This window comes from Bacillus sp. ISL-57 (genome assembly GCF_018613135.1).
Taxonomy (GTDB): Bacteria; Bacillota; Bacilli; order Bacillales; family DSM-1321; genus Peribacillus; species Peribacillus frigoritolerans.
Genome location: NZ_JAGGQV010000008.1, coordinates 351,392 through 374,686, shown reverse-complemented (window position 1 = coordinate 374,686; position 23,295 = coordinate 351,392). Strand labels below are relative to the sequence as shown.

Below are 23,295 nucleotides of genomic sequence, written 5' to 3'. Positions count from 1 at the left end.
CCGCCGCTAATCTCAGGGAGCAAGCTCCCATCGATTCGCTCGACTTGCATGTATTAGGCACGCCGCCAGCGTTCGTCCTGAGCCAGGATCAAACTCTCCGAAGAAATGTTTGACTTGCTCGTTTGCTTTTTTGATAGTGTGTGCTCACTTAAAATTTAACGTTGGCGCTTTGTTCTGTTCAGTTTTCAAAGAGCGATTTTTCGTCGTTACTTCGTAAGCGACTTTAATAATATAGCATCTATATTATTACTTGTCAACAACTTTATTCTTTCGCTGTCGACTTAGTTATTATATCTAGTATCAGGAATAAAAGCAATAGTTATTTTAAAATAAATAATATATATACATTCATAGATTTCAAATACTATGACTTTATCCCTGATCAAGAAGAAAAAGCTTACATTTCAAGAGTGATTTTTTTAAAAAAACATTATAGTATTTCTTCTATATGTAATTCACGATTAATCCCTAAATTGATAATTTGCCCACTATCCATCACCTTTATGACTGGTCTTGTTTGCGAGCCGGCATCAATAAAAATGATTTCAGCGATGAATCCATTGTTCAGTTTGACCTGGCTTCCTATGGAAAAATTAGCGAAGCTTGATAACAAGGTTTTAACTACCGCAATATCAAATTTACCAAATTCATCATGGAAGATCATTTCCAATGCCTTAAACGGTGACTGTTTCTTTCTATATGCCCTTTCGGAAGTCATGGCGTGAAATACATCTGCAACAGCTATGATTTTTGAAAATAAGTTCATGGGCTTTGTTTTCAACCTTTTGGGATAACCTGTTCCATCTAACCTTCCATGATGCTCTAGAACGGCTACCTTCACACTATCCTTAATGATGGAACTATCCTTGATCATCTTGTAGCTGAAAATGGGATGGGCATGTATCTCCTTATAATCATCTGCCGTCAGGCTTTCCCTTTTATTTAATAATCTTGGTGGCAGCTTTGCCATCCCGCAATCTGCCAGACATCCGCCAATTGCAGCTTGATAGACATCAGCCCTATTGCATTTCATTTTAAATGCAATATATCCTCCTATCAATCCAATGGAAATAGCATGATGATATACATATTCTTCTTTATTGCAAAAGTGGTGCAGCATCAAAATGTTTTCTGGTTCCTCTAAAGCCTTGTCCATAAGGGGGATCATGATTAAACGAATCATGGCCACCTCGACTTTACTGCCCGCCTGCCAATTTTTAAATAATTTTTTATATGTTTGTACTGACTTAAGATACAAATCCGTAAAATCCGGTGACTTTCCCCTTTCTTGCAATTCTGGATCGATTACTTCTTTCGGCAAAAATTCCCTTCCATCCATCAAAGTTTTTTCAACGCTTACCTCTGTTATTAAAAAAGCTTGCAATGCCTCAATTAATCGTGTGGTCAATATTGTTTTTTCATACATTATAGGGCGGTTCGAAAGACCTCTAATCTCTTTAGAGAGGATGCAGCCTTCAATTAAATCGTGAGTTTTCACCAGCAAAACGTTTCACCTCGGAAGTATTAATGAGTATCAGTTTAATTGAAAAACACGGTGAAAACTATCCTTTTTATGATTAAATACCTAAAAAAAAGTAATTTATCAGGAAATCACTTCGAAGCGAACGAGTCTTTATACCCAAACTCCGAACACTCTGATATCATTTTGAAACCGAGCTAATGCAAAAAAAGACCCAGCTTTATTGCTGGGTCTACAGTTCGAGCGTTGCCTACAGGTACTCGCTTTCTCGTTGTTTTAAAAAGAATCAAAAGGAATTTTAAAAGGGGGTTTGGAATTTAAATTCCGAACCCCCTTTTTTAGTAAAAGATTACTCTTCCGTATCTTTTTCAGTTTCTTCATTTTCTTCATTTACCGTAGGCTCAGGATCAGAATCCGGATCTAGAGTTGTTACCGCCTCTATTTCCATGTCTTTTTCTTCTTCTTCTTCCCTTCCTACGATGGCTACCGTAGAAACATATTCATTATCTGCGGATTCGAGTCGGATGAGCTTAACCCCTTGTGTATTACGGCCCGTTTTAGAAATGCCTTCGACTTCCATTCGGATCAATACACCAGCTGCTGTAATCAGCATCAAATCTTCATCTTCACCCGTAACTGTTTTCACGGCTATAAGTTCACCATTTTTCTCAGTGACATTACATGTTTTTATTCCTTTGCCTCCACGGCTTTGAATACGGTATTCTTCCGCAGAGGTCCTTTTTCCATAACCGTTTTTCGTAACGATCAGGACTTCTTCATCATCTTCGAGAATTTCCATTCCGACAACTTCATCATTTGTCCCTAAGGAAATTCCTTTTACTCCTGCTGCAGTACGTCCCATTGTCCGTACATCCGTCTCTGGAAAACGAATCATCATACCGGACTTCGTTCCAATTATGATCTGTTTCTCTCCATTCGTAAGTCGGACAGAGATCAATTCATCATCTTCACGTAAACCTAGGGCAATTAAACCGTTATTACGGATATTTGCAAAAGACGATAAAGGTGTACGCTTTGATATCCCATGTCTGGTCGTGAAGAATAAATACCAATCGTCCGCAAATTCCTTCACAGGTATGATTGCATTGACCCACTCGCCTTTATCGACTTCCAACAAGTTGATAAGCGGCAATCCTTTTGCCGTCCTGCCATATTCAGGTATTTCATATCCTTTTGAACGATAGACTTTACCTTTGTTGGTGAAGAATAATAGAGTGTCATGAGTAGAAGTGGTTAACAAGTGACCGACAAAGTCATCTGTATTCGTTCCCATACCCTGTATTCCGCGCCCCCCGCGTTTTTGACTGCGGTATGTGGTTGCAGGCAAGCGTTTAATATAACCGTTATGCGTAAGTGTCACGATTATATTTTCTTCTGGGATTAAATCTTCATCTTCCAGGCTTTCAAAGCCGGCTAATGTGATTTCAGTTCTCCGTTTATCATCAAAACGTTCTTTAATTTCAAGAAGCTCTTCACGGATAATTTCAAGAACCTTTTCTTCATCAGCAAGAATCGCTTTATATTCTGCAATTATAGCCATTAATGCCTGATATTCATCTTCAATTTTTTCACGTTCCAGACCTGTCAAGCGCTGTAAACGCATATCCAAGATAGCTTGCGCCTGTTTTTCGGAAAGTGAGAATTGTGTCATTAAGCCTTCCCGGGCAATATCTGTCGTTTGGGAACTGCGGATCAACGAGATGACTGCATCCAAATTATCAAGTGCAATGCGCAAACCTTCTAAAATATGGGCACGTGCCTCCGCTTTCCGCAGTTCAAACTCAGTCCTGCGCCGTATGACTACCTGCTGATGCTCCAAGTAGTAGCGCAGGCATTGTTTTAAATTCAGCACTTTTGGCTGACCGTCCACCAAAGCAAGCAGATTGATTCCGAAGGTGGTCTGCATCGCGGTATGCTTATACAGGTTGTTTAAAAGGACGTTCGCATTAACATCCTTACGAAGTTCCATGACAATACGCATGCCATTGCGATCCGATTCATCCCGTAGGTCGGTGATGCCTTCGATTTTCTTATCCCGGGCAAGTTCTGCAATTTTTTCAATCAATCTTGCTTTATTCACTTGATAAGGGATTTCCTTAACAAGAATTACCTGTTTACCATTCGGCTTCTCTTCAATCTCGACTTTCGCCCGTTGAATGATTGACCCTTTACCGGTTTCATAGGCCTTTCTGATTCCGCTTCTCCCTAAAATCAAACCGGCAGTCGGAAAGTCCGGACCAGGAATATATTCCATCAACTCTGGAATTGTAATCTCAGGATTCTTGCTTAAAGCCAAAACGCCGTCAATTACCTCACCTAATTGATGGGGCGGAATATTGGTTGCCATTCCTACCGCTATTCCTGATGAACCATTCACCAACAAGTTCGGGAAACGGGCAGGCATGACGGCTGGTTCTCTTTCCGAACCATCGTAGTTATCCTGGAAATTGACCGTATCTTTATTTAAGTCGCGGAGTAACTCCATCGAGATTTTTGACATTCTCGCTTCGGTATACCTCATTGCGGCAGCTTGGTCACCATCGACCGAACCGAAATTCCCATGTCCATCCACAAGCATATAGCGATAGTTAAAAGGTTGCGCCATCCGTACCATCGTTTCATATACCGCCGAATCACCATGCGGGTGATATTTACCGATAACTTCCCCGACAATACGGGCTGATTTCTTAAATGGTTTATCCGAAGTCATTCCAAGATCGTTCATTGCATAAAGAATTCTTCGGTGTACCGGTTTCAAACCGTCCCTTACATCAGGCAAAGCCCGCGACACGATAACGCTCATCGCATAATCCAAAAACGATGTCCGCATCTCGGTACTTATATTTATTTCTTTAACACCTGATCTTTCATTTTCTGACATGGAGCCAACCTCCTATTAAAAGCTTATATCTCATTTAAGTTTAACTGTTCGTGCACTATTTAAAGAACAGGATGTAAAAAGCATCCTGTCAAAAATCAGATATCAAGATTTTTTACATAAATTGCATTTTCTTCAATGAAGTTACGTCGCGGTTCCACCTTGTCGCCCATCAGCATCTCGAAAGTTTCATCAGCCTCGGCGGCATCTTTCAAACTGACTTGAAGCAGCGTTCTCGTTTCTGGGTTCATGGTCGTTTCCCACAATTGCTCCGGATTCATTTCCCCCAGCCCTTTATAACGCTGCAGGTTAGGTTTTGGAGTACTTGGCAAACTTGCCATGATTTCTTCAAGCTCGCGGTCATTATAAGCATAATCCACTTTTTTCCCTTGCTGAATCTTGAAAAGTGGCGGCTGAGCAATATATATATATCCATACTCGATGATTTTTCGCATATACCGGTAGAAGAATGTCAACATCAGTGTTCTGATATGGGCACCATCCACATCCGCATCGGTCATGATAACAATTTTATGGTATCTGGCTTTTTCAGTATTGAATTCATCACCAATGCCTGTTCCAAGTGCTGTGATGATCGTACCTATTTCTTCATTGTGCAGGATTCTGTCCAATCGCGCTTTTTCAACATTCAGGATTTTCCCCCTTAGCGGCAATATGGCTTGGAAATGGCGGTCCCGCCCTTGTTTTGCCGAGCCTCCCGCAGAGTTTCCTTCAACGATGTATAATTCGCTGATACTCGGATCCTTAGAAGAACAATCCGCCAATTTACCTGGTAGATTGGATACTTCCAAAGCACTTTTCCTCCGGGTCAATTCACGTGCTTTCTTCGCTGCCAAACGGGCTCTCGCTGCCATTTGCCCTTTATCTACTATTTTTCGGGCCACGGCAGGATTTTCGTATAAGAAGGCATCAAGTCGTTCCGAAAGAACGGAATCAGTAACCGTTCTTACCTCAGAGTTTCCGAGTTTGGTTTTCGTCTGACCCTCAAATTGCGGATCAGGATGCTTAATCGAAATGATTGCCGTTAAACCTTCCCGGACATCTTCACCTGAGAAATTGGAATCCGCTTCTTTTAATAGACCATTTTTCCGTGCATAATCATTGATGACACGGGTCAAAGCAGTCTTGAATCCTGATTCATGTGTACCGCCTTCATAGGTATGAATATTATTGGCAAAAGAAAAGACATTGCTGATATAGCTGTCATTATATTGCAGGGCCAATTCAACAGCGATTCCATCTTTTTCGCCTTCCATGAAAATCGGTTCCTCATGCAAAACCTCTTTTGAACGGTTCAAATGCTCGACATAGGATTTGATGCCGCCCTCATAGTGAAACTCCCTGATTTTTTCTTCGTCTTCACGTTTATCTTCAATGATCAGCTTCAAGCCTTTATTCAGGAATGCAAGCTCACGGATTCGTGTGGCTAATGTATCGAAATCATATTCCAAGGTATCAGTGAAGATTTCACCATCAGGAATGAAGTGTGTAGTCGTTCCGGTATGATCGGTTTCCCCGATGATTTTCAAATCTTCTTTAGGGACACCGCGGTTAAATTGCTGATAATGGATTTTACCTTCACGATGAACGTAAACTTCCAATACCGTGGATAAGGCATTAACCACTGATGCTCCCACACCATGCAGACCGCCGGAAACCTTATAACCTCCGCCGCCGAATTTACCGCCCGCATGAAGGACCGTCATGATTACTTCTACAGCTGGACGTCCCATTTTTTCATGGATTCCCACTGGAATTCCCCGACCATTATCGACTACGGTTATGCTATTGTCTTCTTCGATCGTCACTTTGATTTCCGTACAGAAACCAGCCAGTGCCTCATCAATACTATTATCGACAATTTCCCAAACAAGATGGTGAAGTCCTTTTGCAGAGGTAGTGCCGATATACATCCCCGGACGTTTACGAACTGCTTCTAAGCCTTCTAAAACCTGTATCTGATTCTCATCGTATGCCTGAGCTTGTACTTCTTTTTGTTCCATTGTCATACGTATCACCTACACTTTTCTTTTGGCATTTATCAATTTTCAGGAGTAATTATAACGTTTAGCTACAATTCAAAGAATATCTATATCATCGATTAAGAGCGATGGCTGCAGTGAACGCTTTTTCAAGGTGGACGACGCAAGCGGTGAATAATATACCTGTTTGTCCGTCACTACAATCGATTTAACCGAGTTTTTTGCTAAATGGGAAGTTACATCCGCCTTTTTCTCCAAAAATTCACTCATGATTGGAGAGGCCTGAAGCAGCTTCTTATCTAAGATGGCTATGACATCGTCCGTTTTCACAAGAATGTCTTCACCAATATGAAGATACATACATTCACCTCATCATTTAACCTTTTTTATACTTCCTTGACTAACATAAAAGGTGGACGCTTCTCGTAGGGTTTGATGATCGATTCCATCAACGGAGGGTGTCGTCACAAATGTTTGCACTTTTCCTTGTATCGTATTCAGTAAATGGGATTGGCGGAAATCGTCGAGTTCCGATAACACGTCATCCAATAATAAAATGGGATACTCGCCGATTTCTTCATGGATCAACTCAATTTCGGCAAGTTTCAAAGACAAGGCAGTCGTACGCTGTTGACCTTGTGAACCATATGTCTGGACATCACGGTCATTCACAAAAAAAACCAGGTCGTCACGATGAGGACCTACCAGTGTAACACCCCGTTCAATTTCCCTTGTTTTTATTTTATCAAATTTTTCTGTGTATACTTCTATCATTTTCGTCAAATCCATAGATTCTGATACATCAAGCGACGGTTTATATTGGATTTTCAATACTTCTAGATTTCTGGAGATCCCCGAATGAATAGGCTCTGCCCATTGCTGGAGCTTTAAAAGAAACTCGTACCTTCTTTCGACAATTTTCGCTGCATACTGAATAAATTGATCGGTCAGCACATCAAGCATCGTCGTATCCGTTTGTTTCCGGGTCTGCAGAAGCTTTAAGTAATGATTTCTTTGTTGAAGTATTTTATGATATTGGCTCATATCATGAAGGTATACGGGAGAAACCTGGCCAATTTCCATATCTATAAAACGGCGTCTGACTAGAGGACTTCCCTTTACAAGGTTAAGATCCTCAGGCGCAAACATGACCACATTCATATTTCCGACATATTGACTCAACTTTCTTTGTTCAATATGGTTGCACTTCGCCTTTTTCCCTTTTTTTGAAATGGTCAGCTCAAGTGGTATTGAGGTATTTCTCTTTCTAACTCTTCCTTCTATTTTAGCATATTCTTCATCCCAGCGAATAAGTTCTTTATCATTTGAGGTCCGATGGGATTTTGCCATTGCTAAAACGAAAATAGATTCCATGACATTTGTTTTTCCTTGAGCATTTTCGCCGAGGATTACATTGACTTTATTCTCAAAAGCCAGATTCAATTCGGTATAGTTGCGGTAATTTTTCAAACTTATATTTTCAATATACATATTCCGCTCTTCCCTTATGTTTTAGCTTGTAATTGTGTAGGTGCCAAATCCAGGAATCTCTATTTTATCACCTGATCTTAATTTTCTGCCTCTTCTCACGTCTAATTCCCCATTAATGTAAACCTCGTATTCACTTAAGAACCATTTCGCCATTCCGCCGCTTTGGATCAAATCGGCCAATTTCAGAAATTGTCCAAGCGTAATATATTCAGTATTGATTTTTATGGAGTCCATTTTGCCTCACTCATTTCTAAGTAGTCTTTAATATTTCATTTTACTAAATTAATCCCATTAAGACAAAGTATAGCTTTTTCAGTTCTGGTTTTTAGCGATTCAGAGTCTCGTACAGCATTGAAAAACCGCCCAATACCCTTTGGAAACCTATGTTTAAATATAAAAAAATTAAAGACCTGCTATACAAGCCTTTAATTTTTTTGAAATATTATTTTAGCTTAATAAGTCCTTACCGGGAGAATTAATTGCAGCATGGAATCGTCATGTAGCGGACGAATGACAAACGGACGCATTGCACCTGTGAAATTAATTTTTATATCGGAACCTTCCAATGCCTTTAGAGCATCCATTACAAATTTGGCACTGAAAGAGATCTTCAGGTCTTCACCTTCAATGGCTTCTGCCTGAACTTCCTCAATTACTTTACCAATTTCAGGAGTATTGGAAGAGACTTCGATTATACGGCCCTCCAGGGTTGTCAATTTAACGACATTATTTCTTCCTTCTCTCGCCAATAAAGAAGCCCTGTCGATCGCTTGAAGGAAATCCTTGGTGTGAACAGTCACATCGGTTTTGCTATCTGATGGAATCAAGCGTGATGTATCAGGATAATTCCCTTCAAGAAGTCTTGAGAAGAATAATAAATTTTCAGCTTTGAAAAGTACTTGGTTTTCGGTAATGACGATTTCAATGAGTTCGTTTGTATCATCAAGGATTTTACTTAACTCATTCAGACTTTTACCTGGGATGACGACGCTATAGGTACCGTTAATTTTATTTTCTATTTTGGCTGTTCTCATTGCAAGCCTATGACTATCTGTTGCAATACAGGTCAATTCGTCATCTTGAACCTTCAAGTTTACACCTGTTAAGATGGGGCGTGTTTCTGACGTGGACACTGCAAAGCCAGTTTGGCGGATAAGGGTCTTTAAAAGGTCCGTCGGAAGTTTGAAAATATTTTCTTCTGCAATGATCGGAAGATGCGGATATTCCTCAGGATCCAGTCCATTTAGATTAAATTCAGCTTTTCCCGAGCGAATAATCGTTTGAAAGTTATTCTCCACTTCAATTTCTACAGTATCCATCGGCAGCTTTTTGACAATTTCACTGAAAAAACGGGCATTCAGGACAATACCGCCGCTGCTTTTAACTTCAACAATCTCATCTCCGTCAACCTCAGCGGGAATGAATGATTGGATGGAAATATCTGAATCACTACCTGTTAGAGTGACCCCCTCACTAGTAACGCTTATCTTTATCCCTGTTAGGATCGGAATCGTCGTTCTTGATGTGACTGCTTTCATTACTTCTTGGACACTATGAACTAATCGATCTCTTTGGATTATAAATCTCATGTTTCATCCTCCAATTTTTTATTGCCGAATAGGCATATTTATTAATAATTTTTATTAAAAAAGATAGTAGTAATAGTAGTAGGGCTTGTTGATATGTGGATAAGTCCACTCAACCTAAGGAAAAACAGTCTATCCACATGTGGACAGACTGTGTGTAAGTAGTCGCCAGTTATTCACATTATCCAGAATCCATTATACCCTCAGCTGGTCCTGGATTTCTTTAACCTGACGTTGAAGCTGGGTGTCCGTTTGCATGAGTTTGGAGATTTTTTCATGCGCATGGATGACGGTCGTATGATCGCGGCCTCCAAATTCATCACCTATCTTGGGCAGGGATGAGTCCGTCAACTCCCTGGAAAGATACATGGCAATCTGCCTTGGAAAGGCCACGGATTTAGTCCGTTTTTTCGCCTTGAAATCCTCAAGTTTGACACTATAATGTTCACCGACCGTCTTCTGGATTTCCAAGATGGTGATTATTTTAGGTTTTGAGCTGGGAATGATGTCTTTTAATGCTTCAGCTGCCAAATCGGCATTTATATCTTTATTGATCAATGAAGAATAAGCGACGACACGAATAAGTGCACCCTCAAGCTCACGAATATTGGAATCGATTTGGTTGGCTATATAGAGCATGACTTCGTTCGGAATATCAAGACCTTCAGCTTTTGCCTTTTTACGCAATATGGCAATCCGCGTTTCCAGATCAGGTGGCGTGATATCCGTGATCAAGCCCCACTCAAACCTTGAACGGAGGCGATCCTCTAGTGTAGGTATCTCTTTTGGCGGGCGGTCACTCGAGATGACGATCTGTTTGCTTTCTTCATGCAGCGCATTGAATGTATGGAAAAACTCCTCTTGAGTTTGTTCTTTTCCCGCAAGAAATTGAATATCATCAATTAATAAAACATCCACGCTTCGGTATCTATCACGGAATTCCCCAGCTTTATTGTCCCGGATCGAGTTGATGAATTCATTCGTGAACTTTTCGGACGATAAATAAACGACCTTCGCATTAGGATTATGCTCTAGAACATAATGCCCGATTGCATGCATTAAATGAGTTTTTCCTAGGCCGACGCCCCCGTATATGAATAAGGGATTATAGGCTTTGGCCGGAGCTTCTGCGACAGCGAGAGACGCGGCATGGGCAAAACGATTGCCGGAGCCGATGACAAATGTATCGAATGTATTTTTAGCATTAAGCATATGCTGTGGAAATGCAGCATGCTCTTTATCCTGTTTTTTTATCTTTTTAGGCTGAACAGGAACGGCAAAATCATCATCTTCTTGATTGGGGGGAATGATGAATTTTGCTTCCAATTCCTCACCGGTAAGTTCAAACAAGACATCGGAAATAAGATGGGAATAGCGTTCTTCAAGCCAATCCCTGGCAAATTCATTGGGAGCGGTGACTGTTAATGTATCACCTTGCAGTAAATAAGCCTTGGTTGATTTAAGCCAAGTTTCAAAGCTTGGTTTACTGATTTTCTTTTCGATTTTTCCGAGCGCCTGGTTCCAGAGGCTATCGATGTTATCCAAACTTATCCCTCCTTTGCAAAAAAAATTTTAATCAGTTTATTTAAATGTATAGGCACAAATAAACTCATCGATTGCCGTCTTTATATTAATTTTGACAGCAAAGGTTCGGTGAGCTGTATTAAGGAATTTTTGTGTTGTTTAATGTAAAGTGCCCAAAACTATATCTTGCGCTGTACAACCTTTGTACAGACTACATCTGGTGAGCCAGTGTAGATTTGAATGTTTATTCATCAACAGGTATTTTAAGAAATATATAATAAAGAAGAAAAAAGGGTTTTCGACAATATCCACCATCTGTGGACAGATTAATATACACAGGTCGGATAAACTATCCACAAGTTATTCACAGTCTGTGGATAAGCCTTACCTGTTGATAAAGTTATTCAGAGTGAAAACACAAATATAATATCAGAAATTCAGGCGTCTTGCAATGGGTTAGAAAACTTTATCCACAACTTACCGAGCTTGTGGGAAAAACTTTTCCACAGGCCATTGTTATGTGCAAAAGTCTCTTTAATGGGATGTGGATAGAAAAAAACATGTCGAATTTTATCCACAGACCGGGATTATAGGCTCGAGTTAATTTGATTGAACCAGGTGTTCAAGCCGGAAGACCTGCATGGGGAAAGATCAAAAGGGATTCAGGCTCGTTCTTATAATTTGTCGAATGGTGTGTCGTAAGGGAGGATTACTTGTGAATCCCATATTCGTGCTCATGGATAAAATGATGGAAATTTCCCTTTCCCCAAAAATTTCTATATCAGTTCGGAGCAAAATCATTTACAATAGGCTAGGTAGTAAAAAAAGGCCTACTGGACATTGAGCATTAAAAAAGAAATTTTTTATGGATGAGGTTGACAAGTAGAAACCTCCATCTATATAATTGTAAAGACTGTCTTTAACTGTTATTCCTCAGGGAGGTGTCATATAATGAAAAGAACTTATCAACCGAATAACCGCAAACATAGTAAAGTTCACGGTTTCCGTGCACGTATGAGCACGAAAAACGGACGTAGAGTAATCGCTGCACGTCGCCGTAAGGGCAGAAAAGTATTATCTGCATAGACCACTGAAAAGTCTCAGTGGTCTTTTTTCGCAAAATAAGGGATTTACTGAGACTCAATTCATGTAATGAAGGTGTAAAAATGAAAAAAAAGTTAAGGATTAAGAAAGAGGATGAATTTCAGCTTGTGTTTAAAAAAGGTGAATCTTCTGCTAATCGGCAATTCGTTGTCTATGTCCTTGAAAAGCCGGGTCAGGATCATTTTAGGATCGGCCTTTCTGTCAGTAAAAAAATCGGGAACGCCGTTATAAGGAACCAAATCAAAAGATACATACGGCAAGCGTTTTTGGAATTGAAAGAAGATATAGAAGAGGGTAAGGATTATATTGTGATTGCTCGAAAACCAGCGGCGGAGATGGACTTTTTCCAGGTGAAAAGCAGCTTGATACATGTCCTGAAACGTTCTAAATCACTAAACTTTAAAATGAAAAAACAATAAAGTCCCCTTAATATCGAATAAGCACTCCTCGTTTCATATGGTTACTTGAGTATGATGACATAGAAAATTCCGATTGTAACTGTGGAAAAAGTGGATTACTTTTCCTTGAAATCTTCTAATAAACAGTTCACAATTGTTTCAAAAAAGATTGATTGCAGTTAGGAGGAAATTACGGTTGAAAAAACGAATATTACTCATTATTGGACTAGCCTCGATAATGATGCTTTTGGCAGGGTGTACGGAAATTAAAGAACCTATTACTGCGGATAGTGAAGGTTTTTGGAATTCATACATTGTCTATCCATTATCAGCCCTGATCATCTGGCTTTCTGAAGCATTCGGCGAGAATTATGGTTTGGGAATCATCGGCGTTACACTAATCATTCGCCTGGCATTGCTTCCATTAATGATCAAACAGGTGAAAAGCTCGAAAGCCATGCAGGCCATTCAGCCTGAAATGAAAGAACTTCAAGCGAAATACAGCTCAAAAGATGCTGCCACACAACAAAAACTACAGCAAGAAACAATGGCTCTATTTTCGAAATATAATGTGAATCCATTGGCGGGATGTTTGCCGATATTGGTGCAAATGCCGATTTTGATCGGATTTTACCATGCAATCAGCCGTACGGAAGAAATTGCTTTACATAGTTTTCTATGGTTTGATTTAGGTTCCCCGGATCCTGTTTATGTTTTACCGGTCGTTGCAGGTATCACGACTTTCATCCAGCAAAAGATGTCCATGGCTGGAATGAACTCCAATCCACAAATGGCGGCACAAATGACGATGATGCTTTACATCATGCCAATCATGATTGTTGTATTTGCTATTAATTTCCCCGCTGCTCTTTCTCTTTACTGGGTAGTTGGTAACATTTTTGGTATCGTTCAAACATATTTCATCAAAGGTCCGGATCTTAGAAAAGCAGCTGCGGAAAACGCGGGAGGGGCAAAGAAAAAGTGAAAAAAGTGACTGCTACAGGACAATCTGTCGAAGAAGCAGTAAATTTAGCTTTAGCTCAACTGAACAGCACTAAGGATCGCGTGGAGATTGAAGTAGAAGATGAAGGTAAAAAAGGATTTTTTGGTTTATTTGGTGCAAGGAAGGCAATTGTCCATGTGACATTGCCACCGGATCCCATTGAAGAGACACTTGGATTTTTGAAGAATGTCTGCGGGAAAATGGAAGTCAATGCACAAATAGATGTCACCCGAAAAGGTAAGAACGTAACATTCCACTTATCAGGTGATAAAATTGCATTATTGATTGGAAAAAGGGGTCAAACACTAAATTCACTTCAGTATTTAGCACAGCTGGTAGCAAATCGATATTCGAAGCAGTTTTTGAATATTACCGTAGATGCAGAAGATTATCGAAGCCGCCGCAATGACACCTTAATCCAATTGGCTGAACGAATGGCAAATAAAGCCACGAAAACAGGTAAAGCTGTTTCACTGGAGCCGATGCCATCCTATGAACGTAAGGTCATCCATAATGCTCTTCTGGATTATCCAAAAATAAAAACGACCTCAAGTGGGACGGAGCCATATCGTCACTTGGTCATTACTCCACTTAAATGAACCTTCTGCTTTTAGCAGGGGGTCTTTTTTTTAGGCCTTGAATGTCGAATATTTTTTTTGCGAATTTTCCATTCAACAATAAGTGACAAACTTTTTATATTTTCTTGATCCCTTAAAGGGGATGGAAGAAAACGAAGCGGGCGATATTTGTTATTCACATGTGGATAAGTTAAAATAGTTGTTACAGAATATGGATTAAGCGAATGTGGATAACTCTTGGAAGGAAGGAGTATCTACTTTTTTTCATGAATATACTGTGGTATTGTAGTAATTTAGGGATTCGACGATTTTATCATCAGAAAAAAATAGAACCATCAATATATAAGAGGTGAAAGCATGGAATTCGATACAATCACCGCTATCTCTACTCCCTTAGGGGAAGGGGCAATCGCCATCGTTAGAATCAGCGGTGATGAGGCCATAGAAATAGCCGATAGGATCTTTAAAGGACCAGGTGGAAAAGGATTGCTTGAAGTGAAATCACATACGATTCATTATGGCCACCTTATCCAGCCTAAAACAGGTGAAATCATAGAGGAAGTCATGGTTTCGGTCATGATGGGTCCAAAGACATTTACAAGGGAAGATGTAGTTGAAATAAATTGTCACGGTGGAATCGTTTCGGTCAATCGGGTACTGCAGCTTATTCTCTCACAAGGTGCTCGTTTAGCGGAACCAGGTGAATTTACGAAACGGGCTTTTTTGAATGGCAGGATCGATCTTTCCCAAGCTGAGGCCGTCATGGATTTAATCCGTGCCAAAACGGATAAAGCCATGAATGTTGCATTAGGACAAATGGAAGGCCGGCTTTCGAAATTAATCCAAAATCTGCGTCAAGAAATTTTACAGACACTCGCTCAAGTCGAGGTAAATATAGATTATCCGGAATATGATGATGTCGAAGAAATGACGCATCGTTTATTTTGGGAAAAAGGCAGTTATGTGAAAAATGAAATAGAGAAACTGCTTCACACGGCCCAACAGGGGAAAATTCTTCGGGATGGGCTTGCGACCGTTATCATAGGTCGTCCTAATGTCGGAAAATCTTCATTGCTTAACAGCTTAGTTCATGAAAACAAAGCAATCGTCACTGATATTCCAGGTACAACACGTGATGTTATTGAAGAGTATGTCAATGTTCGCGGTGTACCGCTTAAACTTGTCGATACAGCAGGAATTCGCGAAACGGAAGATATCGTTGAACGAATTGGAGTTGAACGGTCTCGTGCAGTATTGAAAGAAGCGGACTTAATATTGCTTGTATTGAACTATTCCGATGAGTTCACTACTGAAGATGAGAAACTATTCCAAGCTGTTGAGGGAATGGATGTTATCGTTATCATCAATAAAACAGACCTTCCACAAAAAATCGATATGGCAAAAGTTAAGGAAATGGCAACATCCCATAAAGTTGTTACGACTTCATTACTGGAAGATCGAGGGGTCGATGAATTGGAAGAAGCGATCGCTTCTTTATTTTTTGAAGGTTCATTAGAAACGGGAGACCTGACCTATGTGTCCAATGCAAGGCATATAGCTTTGCTGGGACAGGCATTACAGGCTATCGAAGATGCAATTGATGCTATTGAAATGGGTACGCCGGTTGATTTGGTTCAAATCGATTTCACGAAAGCATGGGAGTTACTTGGAGAAATCATTGGCGAAAGCGTTCAAGATAATTTGATCAACCAATTGTTCTCTCAATTTTGTTTAGGAAAATAAGCGTAAAAGGAGGAAAAGGATATGCAATACGAAGCAGGTAGCTATGATGTCATTGTTATTGGTGCCGGTCATGCTGGCAGTGAGGCAGGCCTTGCAGCTGCAAGAGTAGGAGCTAAAACGTTGATGATCACCATTAACTTGGATATGGTCGCCTTTATGCCATGCAATCCCTCCGTCGGTGGGCCGGCAAAAGGGATAGTCGTAAGGGAAATTGACGCTTTAGGCGGAGAAATGGGAAGAAATATCGACAAGACCCATATTCAAATGAGGATGCTCAATACGGCAAAAGGTCCGGCCGTTCGTGCGCTGCGGGCGCAGGCAGATAAATTTCTCTATCAGCAAGAAATGAAAAAGACGATAGAAGACCAAGAAAATTTGACATTGATTCAAGGAATGGTAGAGGAGTTAATTGTTGAAAACGACGTATGTACGGGTGTCATCACTAAAACAGGTGCGGTGTACCGTGCGAAAACTGTCGTAATCACGACAGGAACATATTTACGCGGTGAAATCATTTTAGGGGAACTGAAATATTCAAGCGGCCCTAATAATCAGCAGCCTTCCATCAGGCTTTCTGAACACTTGGAGCAGTTAGGATTTGATTTGGTCCGTTTTAAAACAGGAACGCCTCCGCGTGTGAATAGTTCTTCCATAGACTACAGCAAAACGGAAATTCAGCCTGGCGATGAAGTGCCCCGTGCCTTTTCTTATGAAACGACAAAGTTCATAACGGATCAATTGCCATGCTGGTTAACGTATACGAATGAGGGGACACATCAGCTCATTGATGAGAATCTACACCGTTCACCAATGTATTCCGGAATGATTAAAGGAACCGGACCGCGTTATTGTCCATCGATAGAAGATAAAGTCGTTCGTTTTAATGATAAACCACGGCATCAAATCTTCTTGGAACCTGAAGGTCGTAATACAAAGGAAGTTTATGTGCAAGGTTTATCAACCAGTCTGCCTGAAGATGTGCAAGTGAAAATCCTGCAAACAATTCCGGGACTTGAAAAAGCGGAAATGATGCGTGCTGGATATGCAATTGAATATGATGCCATCGTTCCTACGCAGCTATGGCCTACACTTGAAACGAAGAAAATCAAAAATCTTTATACTGCTGGCCAAATTAACGGGACATCCGGCTATGAGGAAGCAGCAGGACAAGGATTGATGGCCGGTATTAATGCAGGATTGAATGCAATGGGTAAGGAAGAACTGATTTTAAGCCGTTCGGATGCCTATATTGGTGTTCTCATTGATGACCTTGTAACGAAAGGCACGAATGAACCATACCGATTGCTGACTTCCCGTGCAGAATATCGTTTATTATTGCGTCATGATAATGCCGATCTACGCTTAACGGAAATTGGATTCAATATCGGAATGATCAAAGAAGAACGCTACAAACGTTTCCTTATGAAAAAAGAAGCGGTTGAAGTGGAAAAGGAACGATTGAAATCAAACTTCATCAAACCGACCAAAGAGGTGCAAGAAGTCATTACTGCAAGTGGCGGCAGTGAGTTAAAGGATGGAATCCGTGCCTCCGATTTATTGAAAAGGCCTGAAATGGATTATTCCCATATTCAGAAGTTGGCGCCAAGTGATGTCGAACTGAGTGAAGAAGTGACGGAACAGGTCGAAATCCAGATCAAGTATGAAGGATATATCGAAAAATCGTTGCAGCAAGTCGATCGCCTGAAAAAAATGGAGAACAAAAAGATTCCAGAGAATATCGATTATGATGCAATTTCTGGTCTTGCAACGGAAGCACGTCAAAAATTAAAGCAGGTCCACCCGCTATCAGTAGCTCAGGCTTCAAGAATTTCCGGTGTGAATCCCGCTGATGTTTCCATTCTGCTTGTTTATTTGGAACAAGGTAAGATTGCCAGAGTATCTCAGTAACGGAAATACCCGAAAAGGATTGAAAAAACATGAATATTGAACAGTTCCAACAAGCACTGCTGGAGAAAGGGATCGAGCTTTCTCCTCAACAGCTTGATCAGTTTGACACGTATTATCGATTATTGGTGGAATGGAACGAAAAGATGAACTTAACAGCCATCACAGATAAAGAAGAAGTTTATCTAAAGCATTTTTATGATTCAATCAGTGCAGCCTTCTATTTTGACTTTAACGAATCCTATCGAATTTGCGATGTTGGGGCTGGAGCTGGATTTCCGAGTATTCCATTGAAGATTTGTTTCCCTGATATCCACGTCTCGATTGTGGATTCCTTGAATAAGCGAATTTCTTTTTTGAATCACCTTGCGGATTCATTGCAATTAAAAGGAGTTTCTTTTTATCATGACCGTGCGGAAACCTTCGCCCAAAATCCGGAGCATCGCGAATCCTATGATATTGTGATGGCGAGGGCGGTAGCCAGGATGTCGGTTTTAAGTGAACTATGTTTGCCGCTTGTTAAACTGGATGGGACGTTCATTGCCATGAAGGCGGCTAGTGCACAAGATGAAATGGATACAGGGAAGAAGGCCATTTTTACATTAGGCGGAGAAATCGAAGAAATTCATCCTTTCACATTGCCAGAGGAAAATAGTGAAAGAAACATCATTACTGTAAAAAAAGTGAAGAAGACTCCTAAAAAATACCCAAGAAAACCAGGGACACCGAATAAGCAGCCTATTGAATAACCTCTGTACGATGAGTATGTTTTCATAGTAAGAGCAGAGGATTCAGGTATATATGGCTGGTGCTTGCCCTTATTTTCTTTTACTATAAATGTATGACCTTATTATTTTCACTTAATACTGCATTTGCCAACAAGAAGGCATTTTCGGTACAGGTTAAGACGTGTGCCCTTAGCTTGCTGATTCAGGGAAATAATTTTGGGAAAGCCGGCCGCTATTTATAAAAAATGGCCGTCGACCCTCATTATTGCCTAGATGGCGCCAGTCGACATGTTTTTTACAGTGAAGGGCCATATGTATAACCATGTCGGGAAATGTATGCAGGACTTGTCCTTTAAATAGAGAATATGTTATTTGGGAGTTTTAAAAGGTGGTGTAGGAAGATGAAGCATCCTTTTTCGCGGTTCTTTGGGTTTGGCGAAAAAGAAGAAGAGCAACTAGAGATGGAGACACCTAGCAATAATAATGAAGAAATAAGAAAAATTTCCATTTCTGACATTGTGCCTAATCGATTTCAACCAAGGACCGTTTTTAATGACGATAAAATTGCCGAATTGGCTCAAACGATCCATACACATGGGATCATTCAACCAATTGTAGTAAGGGCTTATGGTCAGGGAAAATATGAAATCATTGCAGGTGAGCGTCGTTTCCGGGCCATGCAAAAGCTTGGCTGGGAATTGGCACCTGCTATAATCAAAGATTTCACCGATACAGAAACGGCTTCCGTTGCGCTGATAGAAAACCTTCAGCGTGAAGAACTGACACCGATTGAAGAAGCTTTGGCTTACGGAAAACTATTGGAGCTGCATAGTTTAACCCAAGAAGCCCTGGCACAAAGACTGGGAATTGGTCAATCTACCGTGGCGAATAAGCTTCGGCTGCTTAAGCTGCCGCAGGAGGTTCAGGATGCACTTCTTCAAAAGCAAATTACGGAACGCCATGCCCGCTCGTTGATACCGTTAAAGAGTCCTGAAAAGCAGTTGAAACTGCTTTTGGAAATCATCGAAAAAGGGTTAAACGTCAAGCAGACCGAAGAGCAGGTCGTCAAGCTCTTAACGGGTACTGTACAGAAGCCTAAACCTAAGCGAAAAGCGTTTAGTAAAGACATGAGGATTGCCGTGAATACCATCCGCCAATCACTCAGTATGGTTACAGACAATGGAATAAATCTGGATGCAGAGGAAGAAGAATTCGAGGAGTATTATCAGTTCACGATTAAAATACCCAAGAAAAAAACTTGATTCCCCATCCTTAGCCCGCTTGGTAGTCTCCGATTACCAGGCTTTTTTTATGTTCTCTCCAAAACTGGCATTTTCCACTTTAAAACATTCAACTTTTCCTGGGTTTTTAATGCTTTTAGAAGTATTTCAAATTTTAAGGTGAATTTCAGAAAACGATTTCTTCCAGTAACATTCATGATAAAATAGAAGAAATAATTGGATTCACGGTAAAAATCAGTAGATATAGCGTCATGAAGATAGTTGAAAGCGGGTGAATTCGTGGGTAAGATTCTCGCCATTGCCAATCAAAAGGGCGGTGTTGGAAAAACGACAACTTCTGTCAGTTTAAGTGCTTGTCTTGCATACATTGGACAGAAAGTCTTAATGGTCGATATTGACCCGCAGGGAAATGCGACAAGCGGTGCAGGTATTGACAAAGCAGATGTGGAACAATGTATTTATGATGTGCTGGTTGATGATGTTGAGGCCAGTACCGTTATCATGGAAACAAAGGTAGAAAACCTATATGCTATACCTGCGACAATTCAACTTGCAGGTGCAGAAATTGAACTTGTTCCAACCATCTCAAGGGAAGTCCGATTAAAAAGGGCGTTAGAAGAGGTGCAAAGCCAGTATGATTACATTGTGATTGACTGCCCTCCATCATTGGGTTTGCTCACGCTTAATGCCTTAACGGCTGCCGATGCTGTTTTGATCCCGGTACAATGTGAATATTATGCATTGGAGGGTTTGAGTCAACTATTGAATACGGTCCGCCTCGTCCAAAAGCACTTGAACCATGATTTGAAAATCGAGGGTGTGCTATTGACGATGTTGGATGCAAGAACAAATTTAGGTCTCCAGGTCATAGAAGAAGTCAAAAAATACTTTCAGGATAAAGTCTACCAAACCATCATTCCCCGCAATGTCCGTTTGAGTGAAGCACCGAGCCATGGAGAACCGATAATTATATATGATCCAAAGTCACGAGGGGCGGAGGTCTATCTAGAATTGGCAAAGGAAGTGGTATCAAATGGCTAAAGGGCTTGGCAAAGGACTTAACGCACTTTTCAATAGTGGGGAGATCAGTAAAGATGAAATCGTGCGCGAAATCAAATTAAGGGAATTAAGGCCAAATCCTTATCAGCCCCGAAAGAGCTTTCGGCTAGAAGCTATAGAGGAATTAAAACAATCCATCATGGAGCATGGGATACTACAGCCGATTATTGCCCGGAAAAGTATTAAGGGATATGAAATCGTGGCTGGGGAAAGGCGTTATCGTGCTGCCAAGGAAGCTGGTTTAGAGACAGTTCCAGTCGTTGTGAGGGAATTGAGTGAACAGCAGATGATGGAACTGGCCATTTTGGAAAACCTGCAACGGGAAGATTTGAATCCGATCGAGGAGGCTGCCGCTTATCAAACGCTTCTTGAAAAATTGGAATTCACCCAGGAGCAGCTGGCCAACCGGCTGGGAAAAAGCCGACCCCATATTGCGAACCATGTTAGATTACTATCTTTGCCTGAAGGAATTAGGAGATATATCTCCGACGGGGAAATTTCCATGGGACATGGCCGGGCATTGCTAGGTTTAAAGAAAAAAGAAATGCTCAAGCCGGTAGCTGATAAAATCCTCAAGGAAGGTATGAATGTCAGACAGCTGGAGCAGTATATACATCAATTGAATGATACCGTTTCACGTGAAACCAAACCTAAGAAACAAGAGAAAAAAGATATCTTCATAAAGCAAAGGGAGACAAGTCTGCGTGAAAGACTAGGTACGAGCGTAACGATAAAACAAAGCAAGAAAAAAGGAAAAATAGAAATAGAGTTCTTTTCAAAAGAAGATTTAGAGAGAATTTTGAACTTGATCGATCAAGAGAATCTTTCCTCTTAGATCCCCTTATGAAAAGATCAAGAAGGCATATGCAGAAAATTAGGTGGATGAGATGGTATTAATAGGGGCTTTGGTGAACGGTGCCTGCATTTTAATCGGCTCGATTCTAGGAAGGTTTTTACAACATATACCTGAGAAGATCAAAGAAACGGTCATGAGCGGTATCGGTTTAGCCGTGATGGTTTTAGGTTTGCAGATGGGGTTTAAAAGTGATAATTTCCTTGTTGTCATTTTAAGCATTGTCGGCGGGGCGGTCCTCGGTGAATGGATGAATCTTGAGGGCAGGCTTAATTCTTTAGGGAATTGGATTGAACGCAGGATGAAGGCGAAGGAAGGAACCTCGATATCTCAGGGGTTTGTAACGGCTACCCTCATATTTGGAATTGGGGCGATGGCCATTATAGGTGCCCTGGATAGCGGTATCCGGAATGACCATGACGTTTTGATAACAAAGGCGATAATCGATGGATTCACAGCACTTGTCCTCGCCAGCACGTTAGGCATAGGGGTACTTTTTTCAGCATTTCCGATCATTCTTTATGAGGGATTCCTGGCGGTTTTTTCAAGGCAGATCAATACGATGATCCCATCTGCATTAATGGATTCCTTCATATTGGAAATGACGGCAACTGGTGGAGTCATGATTTTGGCGATTGGTTTGAATATTATCGGTGTCACCAAAATCAGGGTGGCGAATCTGCTTCCGGGCATAATGATCACTGCCATTCTGGTTACTTTCATGTATTATGTATAAAAAAGAAGGAAGGGGCTGGCCCCTTCCTTCTTTTTTATGAAAAAACCGATCAAAGGGTTTTTTCTTGCTTGAATGACCATGTGAAAGGAGTGATGGCAGGTTTTATTGGATAATGATTTTGTGCTTCATAAATCCCCTCGGCAATGGTTTTGGCCATTTTTAGTACAAGATTAAGACGCGTGTTCTGCAAGACCATGAATTCCATGAATCCACTTACATTCACGATGCCTGTAATATGGGCATTTCCGACGGAAGGAAGGTCTTTATTGACCCCGGCACCTGGCTTAACTGGTCCCTGGCCGATCTGAACGATACCGACGCTTTTCATTTTCCCCAAGCAAGCATCGATTCCGACTATAAAGGCATTGGCATGTAGCTTTTTAATTTCATTTAATTTTTCCTGTAAATTCATCGCATGTATAGGGTCATCCAGAGTACCATACACATGGAATGAAGAAGAACCGTTTTCAGCCTTTTCACTAAGCAGAGTGCCGACAAGTGGTCCGAGTGAATCGCCTGTGGAACGGTCTGTGCCTATGCAGACGATGACGATTGGTTGAAGCTTTCCTGTTGGGAGGAGGTTGATTAATTCCTGGGAAATTTGTTTGGATGCATCCGTATCTTCATGCAGGATGCGACTCAATCTATTTTTATTATTATTAAATAGACTAGAATTCAGATTCATCGGCTCAACTCCTTTACTTTATTTGGTATTACAGTATACGGATAAAAAGGGGAAAATATACGGTATTTAACATGATGGATGAGGGAATTTTTTGTAGAACATGCAAACTGGTGAAGGGGATATGAAACGACGCTATCTTCTACCAATTGCTTTCATCTATACTTTCTAGTAAATGATCACTTGAATATTTGGGTAAAAACTTCTAATTCTATTAACTATATACCCATAATTTTTTTGTACAGAAACCATTATTTATTGATAAAATGGAGAAAATCTCTC

Annotated in this window: 20 protein-coding genes and 1 rRNA gene; 11 read left to right on the top strand and 10 right to left on the bottom strand. The window is 40.7% G+C overall.

Going from position 1 to position 23,295, the window contains the following annotated elements; translation table 11 throughout:
• The 9 genes from J7I90_RS14945 to dnaA all read right to left on the bottom strand — a co-directional run.
• Positions 1-104: ribosomal RNA gene (locus tag J7I90_RS14945) — 16S ribosomal RNA — on the bottom strand; the annotation flags it as partial.
• 326 nt (positions 105-430) lie between these two features.
• Entirely contained in the window at positions 431-1,498 is a 1,068-nt protein-coding gene (locus J7I90_RS14940) for an HD-GYP domain-containing protein (RefSeq protein ID WP_311315222.1), read from the bottom strand.
• Positions 1,499-1,829: 331 nt separating this feature from the next.
• Positions 1,830-4,382, bottom strand: coding sequence for a DNA gyrase subunit A (gene gyrA, locus J7I90_RS14935; protein WP_063574565.1), 2,553 nt, complete (start codon positions 4,380-4,382; stop codon positions 1,830-1,832).
• A 95-nt stretch (positions 4,383-4,477) separates the two neighbouring features.
• The gene (gene gyrB, locus J7I90_RS14930) at positions 4,478-6,403 is read right to left on the bottom strand and encodes a DNA topoisomerase (ATP-hydrolyzing) subunit B (protein ID WP_214772647.1); all 1,926 of its coding nucleotides are present in this window, start codon (positions 6,401-6,403) and stop codon (positions 4,478-4,480) included.
• Between the two features lie 75 nt (positions 6,404-6,478).
• Complete coding sequence (gene remB, locus J7I90_RS14925) at positions 6,479-6,742, bottom strand: extracellular matrix regulator RemB (RefSeq protein ID WP_214772595.1); 264 nt, start codon at positions 6,740-6,742, stop codon at positions 6,479-6,481.
• Between the two features lie 12 nt (positions 6,743-6,754).
• Entirely contained in the window at positions 6,755-7,873 is a 1,119-nt protein-coding gene (gene recF, locus J7I90_RS14920) for a DNA replication/repair protein RecF (protein WP_034316194.1), read from the bottom strand.
• 21 nt (positions 7,874-7,894) lie between these two features.
• Complete coding sequence (gene yaaA / locus J7I90_RS14915) at positions 7,895-8,107, bottom strand: S4 domain-containing protein YaaA (protein WP_034316192.1); 213 nt, start codon at positions 8,105-8,107, stop codon at positions 7,895-7,897.
• Positions 8,108-8,325: 218 nt separating this feature from the next.
• Positions 8,326-9,462 (bottom strand): DNA polymerase III subunit beta, encoded by a 1,137-nt coding sequence (gene dnaN / locus J7I90_RS14910; RefSeq protein ID WP_054398443.1) that lies wholly within the window; start codon positions 9,460-9,462, stop codon positions 8,326-8,328.
• Positions 9,463-9,654: 192 nt separating this feature from the next.
• A complete protein-coding gene (dnaA, locus tag J7I90_RS14905; RefSeq protein WP_034316187.1) occupies positions 9,655-11,004 on the bottom strand; it encodes a chromosomal replication initiator protein DnaA in 1,350 nt (449 codons plus the stop codon).
• Between the two features lie 930 nt (positions 11,005-11,934).
• On the opposite strand from dnaA, the gene rpmH reads away from it, so the two are divergent.
• The 11 genes from rpmH (at position 11,935) to J7I90_RS14850 (ending at position 22,331) form a co-directional block, all read left to right on the top strand.
• On the top strand, positions 11,935-12,069 hold the full coding sequence (rpmH, locus tag J7I90_RS14900) for a 50S ribosomal protein L34 (RefSeq protein ID WP_034316183.1): 135 nt from the start codon (positions 11,935-11,937) through the stop codon (positions 12,067-12,069).
• A gap of 80 nt (positions 12,070-12,149) precedes the next feature.
• Positions 12,150-12,506: a ribonuclease P protein component gene (gene rnpA / locus J7I90_RS14895; RefSeq protein ID WP_214772593.1), complete on the top strand. Its 357-nt coding sequence runs from the start codon at positions 12,150-12,152 to the stop codon at positions 12,504-12,506.
• Positions 12,507-12,681: 175 nt separating this feature from the next.
• Positions 12,682-13,470: a YidC family membrane integrase SpoIIIJ gene (gene spoIIIJ, locus J7I90_RS14890; RefSeq protein WP_053537000.1), complete on the top strand. Its 789-nt coding sequence runs from the start codon at positions 12,682-12,684 to the stop codon at positions 13,468-13,470.
• Positions 13,467-14,087 carry an RNA-binding cell elongation regulator Jag/EloR gene (jag, locus tag J7I90_RS14885; protein ID WP_214772592.1) on the top strand — a complete coding sequence of 207 codons (621 nt, stop codon included), beginning with the start codon at positions 13,467-13,469 and terminating at the stop codon, positions 14,085-14,087. The genes spoIIIJ and jag overlap by 4 nt, the downstream gene beginning before the upstream one ends.
• Before the next feature lie 336 nt (positions 14,088-14,423).
• Entirely contained in the window at positions 14,424-15,809 is a 1,386-nt protein-coding gene (gene mnmE / locus J7I90_RS14880) for a tRNA uridine-5-carboxymethylaminomethyl(34) synthesis GTPase MnmE (RefSeq protein WP_214772590.1), read from the top strand.
• Between the two features lie 21 nt (positions 15,810-15,830).
• On the top strand, positions 15,831-17,717 hold the full coding sequence (gene mnmG / locus J7I90_RS14875) for a tRNA uridine-5-carboxymethylaminomethyl(34) synthesis enzyme MnmG (protein WP_214772588.1): 1,887 nt from the start codon (positions 15,831-15,833) through the stop codon (positions 17,715-17,717).
• Positions 17,718-17,746: 29 nt separating this feature from the next.
• Positions 17,747-18,463: a 16S rRNA (guanine(527)-N(7))-methyltransferase RsmG gene (gene rsmG / locus J7I90_RS14870; protein ID WP_214772586.1), complete on the top strand. Its 717-nt coding sequence runs from the start codon at positions 17,747-17,749 to the stop codon at positions 18,461-18,463.
• A gap of 380 nt (positions 18,464-18,843) precedes the next feature.
• A complete protein-coding gene (gene noc, locus J7I90_RS14865) occupies positions 18,844-19,704 on the top strand; it encodes a nucleoid occlusion protein (protein WP_034316169.1) in 861 nt (286 codons plus the stop codon).
• Between the two features lie 258 nt (positions 19,705-19,962).
• On the top strand, positions 19,963-20,724 hold the full coding sequence (locus J7I90_RS14860; RefSeq protein WP_034316249.1) for a ParA family protein: 762 nt from the start codon (positions 19,963-19,965) through the stop codon (positions 20,722-20,724).
• Positions 20,717-21,577 carry a ParB/RepB/Spo0J family partition protein gene (locus J7I90_RS14855; RefSeq protein WP_214772584.1) on the top strand — a complete coding sequence of 287 codons (861 nt, stop codon included), beginning with the start codon at positions 20,717-20,719 and terminating at the stop codon, positions 21,575-21,577. Before J7I90_RS14860 ends, J7I90_RS14855 begins: the two co-directional genes overlap by 8 nt.
• Positions 21,578-21,629: 52 nt before the next feature.
• Positions 21,630-22,331 carry a DUF554 domain-containing protein gene (locus tag J7I90_RS14850; protein WP_214772582.1) on the top strand — a complete coding sequence of 234 codons (702 nt, stop codon included), beginning with the start codon at positions 21,630-21,632 and terminating at the stop codon, positions 22,329-22,331.
• Positions 22,332-22,380: 49 nt separating this feature from the next.
• Here J7I90_RS14850 and yyaC read toward each other — a convergent pair whose 3' ends face one another.
• Positions 22,381-23,016: a spore protease YyaC gene (gene yyaC, locus J7I90_RS14845; protein ID WP_214772580.1), complete on the bottom strand. Its 636-nt coding sequence runs from the start codon at positions 23,014-23,016 to the stop codon at positions 22,381-22,383.
• Between the last annotated feature and the right edge of the window lie 279 nt (positions 23,017-23,295).

Coding starts and splice junctions, on each gene's coding strand:
- gyrA (WP_063574565.1), bottom strand. CDS start 4,382: ATGTCAGAAAATGAAAGATCAGGTGTTAAAGAAATAAATATAAGTACC.
- gyrB (WP_214772647.1), bottom strand. CDS start 6,403: ATGGAACAAAAAGAAGTACAAGCTCAGGCATACGATGAGAATCAGATA.
- remB (WP_214772595.1), bottom strand. CDS start 6,742: ATGTATCTTCATATTGGTGAAGACATTCTTGTGAAAACGGACGATGTC.
- recF (WP_034316194.1), bottom strand. CDS start 7,873: ATGTATATTGAAAATATAAGTTTGAAAAATTACCGCAACTATACCGAA.
- yaaA (WP_034316192.1), bottom strand. CDS start 8,107: ATGGACTCCATAAAAATCAATACTGAATATATTACGCTTGGACAATTT.
- dnaN (WP_054398443.1), bottom strand. CDS start 9,462: ATGAGATTTATAATCCAAAGAGATCGATTAGTTCATAGTGTCCAAGAA.
- rpmH (WP_034316183.1), top strand. CDS start 11,935: ATGAAAAGAACTTATCAACCGAATAACCGCAAACATAGTAAAGTTCAC.
- rnpA (WP_214772593.1), top strand. CDS start 12,150: ATGAAAAAAAAGTTAAGGATTAAGAAAGAGGATGAATTTCAGCTTGTG.
- mnmE (WP_214772590.1), top strand. CDS start 14,424: ATGGAATTCGATACAATCACCGCTATCTCTACTCCCTTAGGGGAAGGG.
- mnmG (WP_214772588.1), top strand. CDS start 15,831: ATGCAATACGAAGCAGGTAGCTATGATGTCATTGTTATTGGTGCCGGT.
- rsmG (WP_214772586.1), top strand. CDS start 17,747: ATGAATATTGAACAGTTCCAACAAGCACTGCTGGAGAAAGGGATCGAG.
- noc (WP_034316169.1), top strand. CDS start 18,844: ATGAAGCATCCTTTTTCGCGGTTCTTTGGGTTTGGCGAAAAAGAAGAA.
- J7I90_RS14855 (WP_214772584.1), top strand. CDS start 20,717: ATGGCTAAAGGGCTTGGCAAAGGACTTAACGCACTTTTCAATAGTGGG.
- J7I90_RS14850 (WP_214772582.1), top strand. CDS start 21,630: ATGGTATTAATAGGGGCTTTGGTGAACGGTGCCTGCATTTTAATCGGC.
- yyaC (WP_214772580.1), bottom strand. CDS start 23,016: ATGAATCTGAATTCTAGTCTATTTAATAATAATAAAAATAGATTGAGT.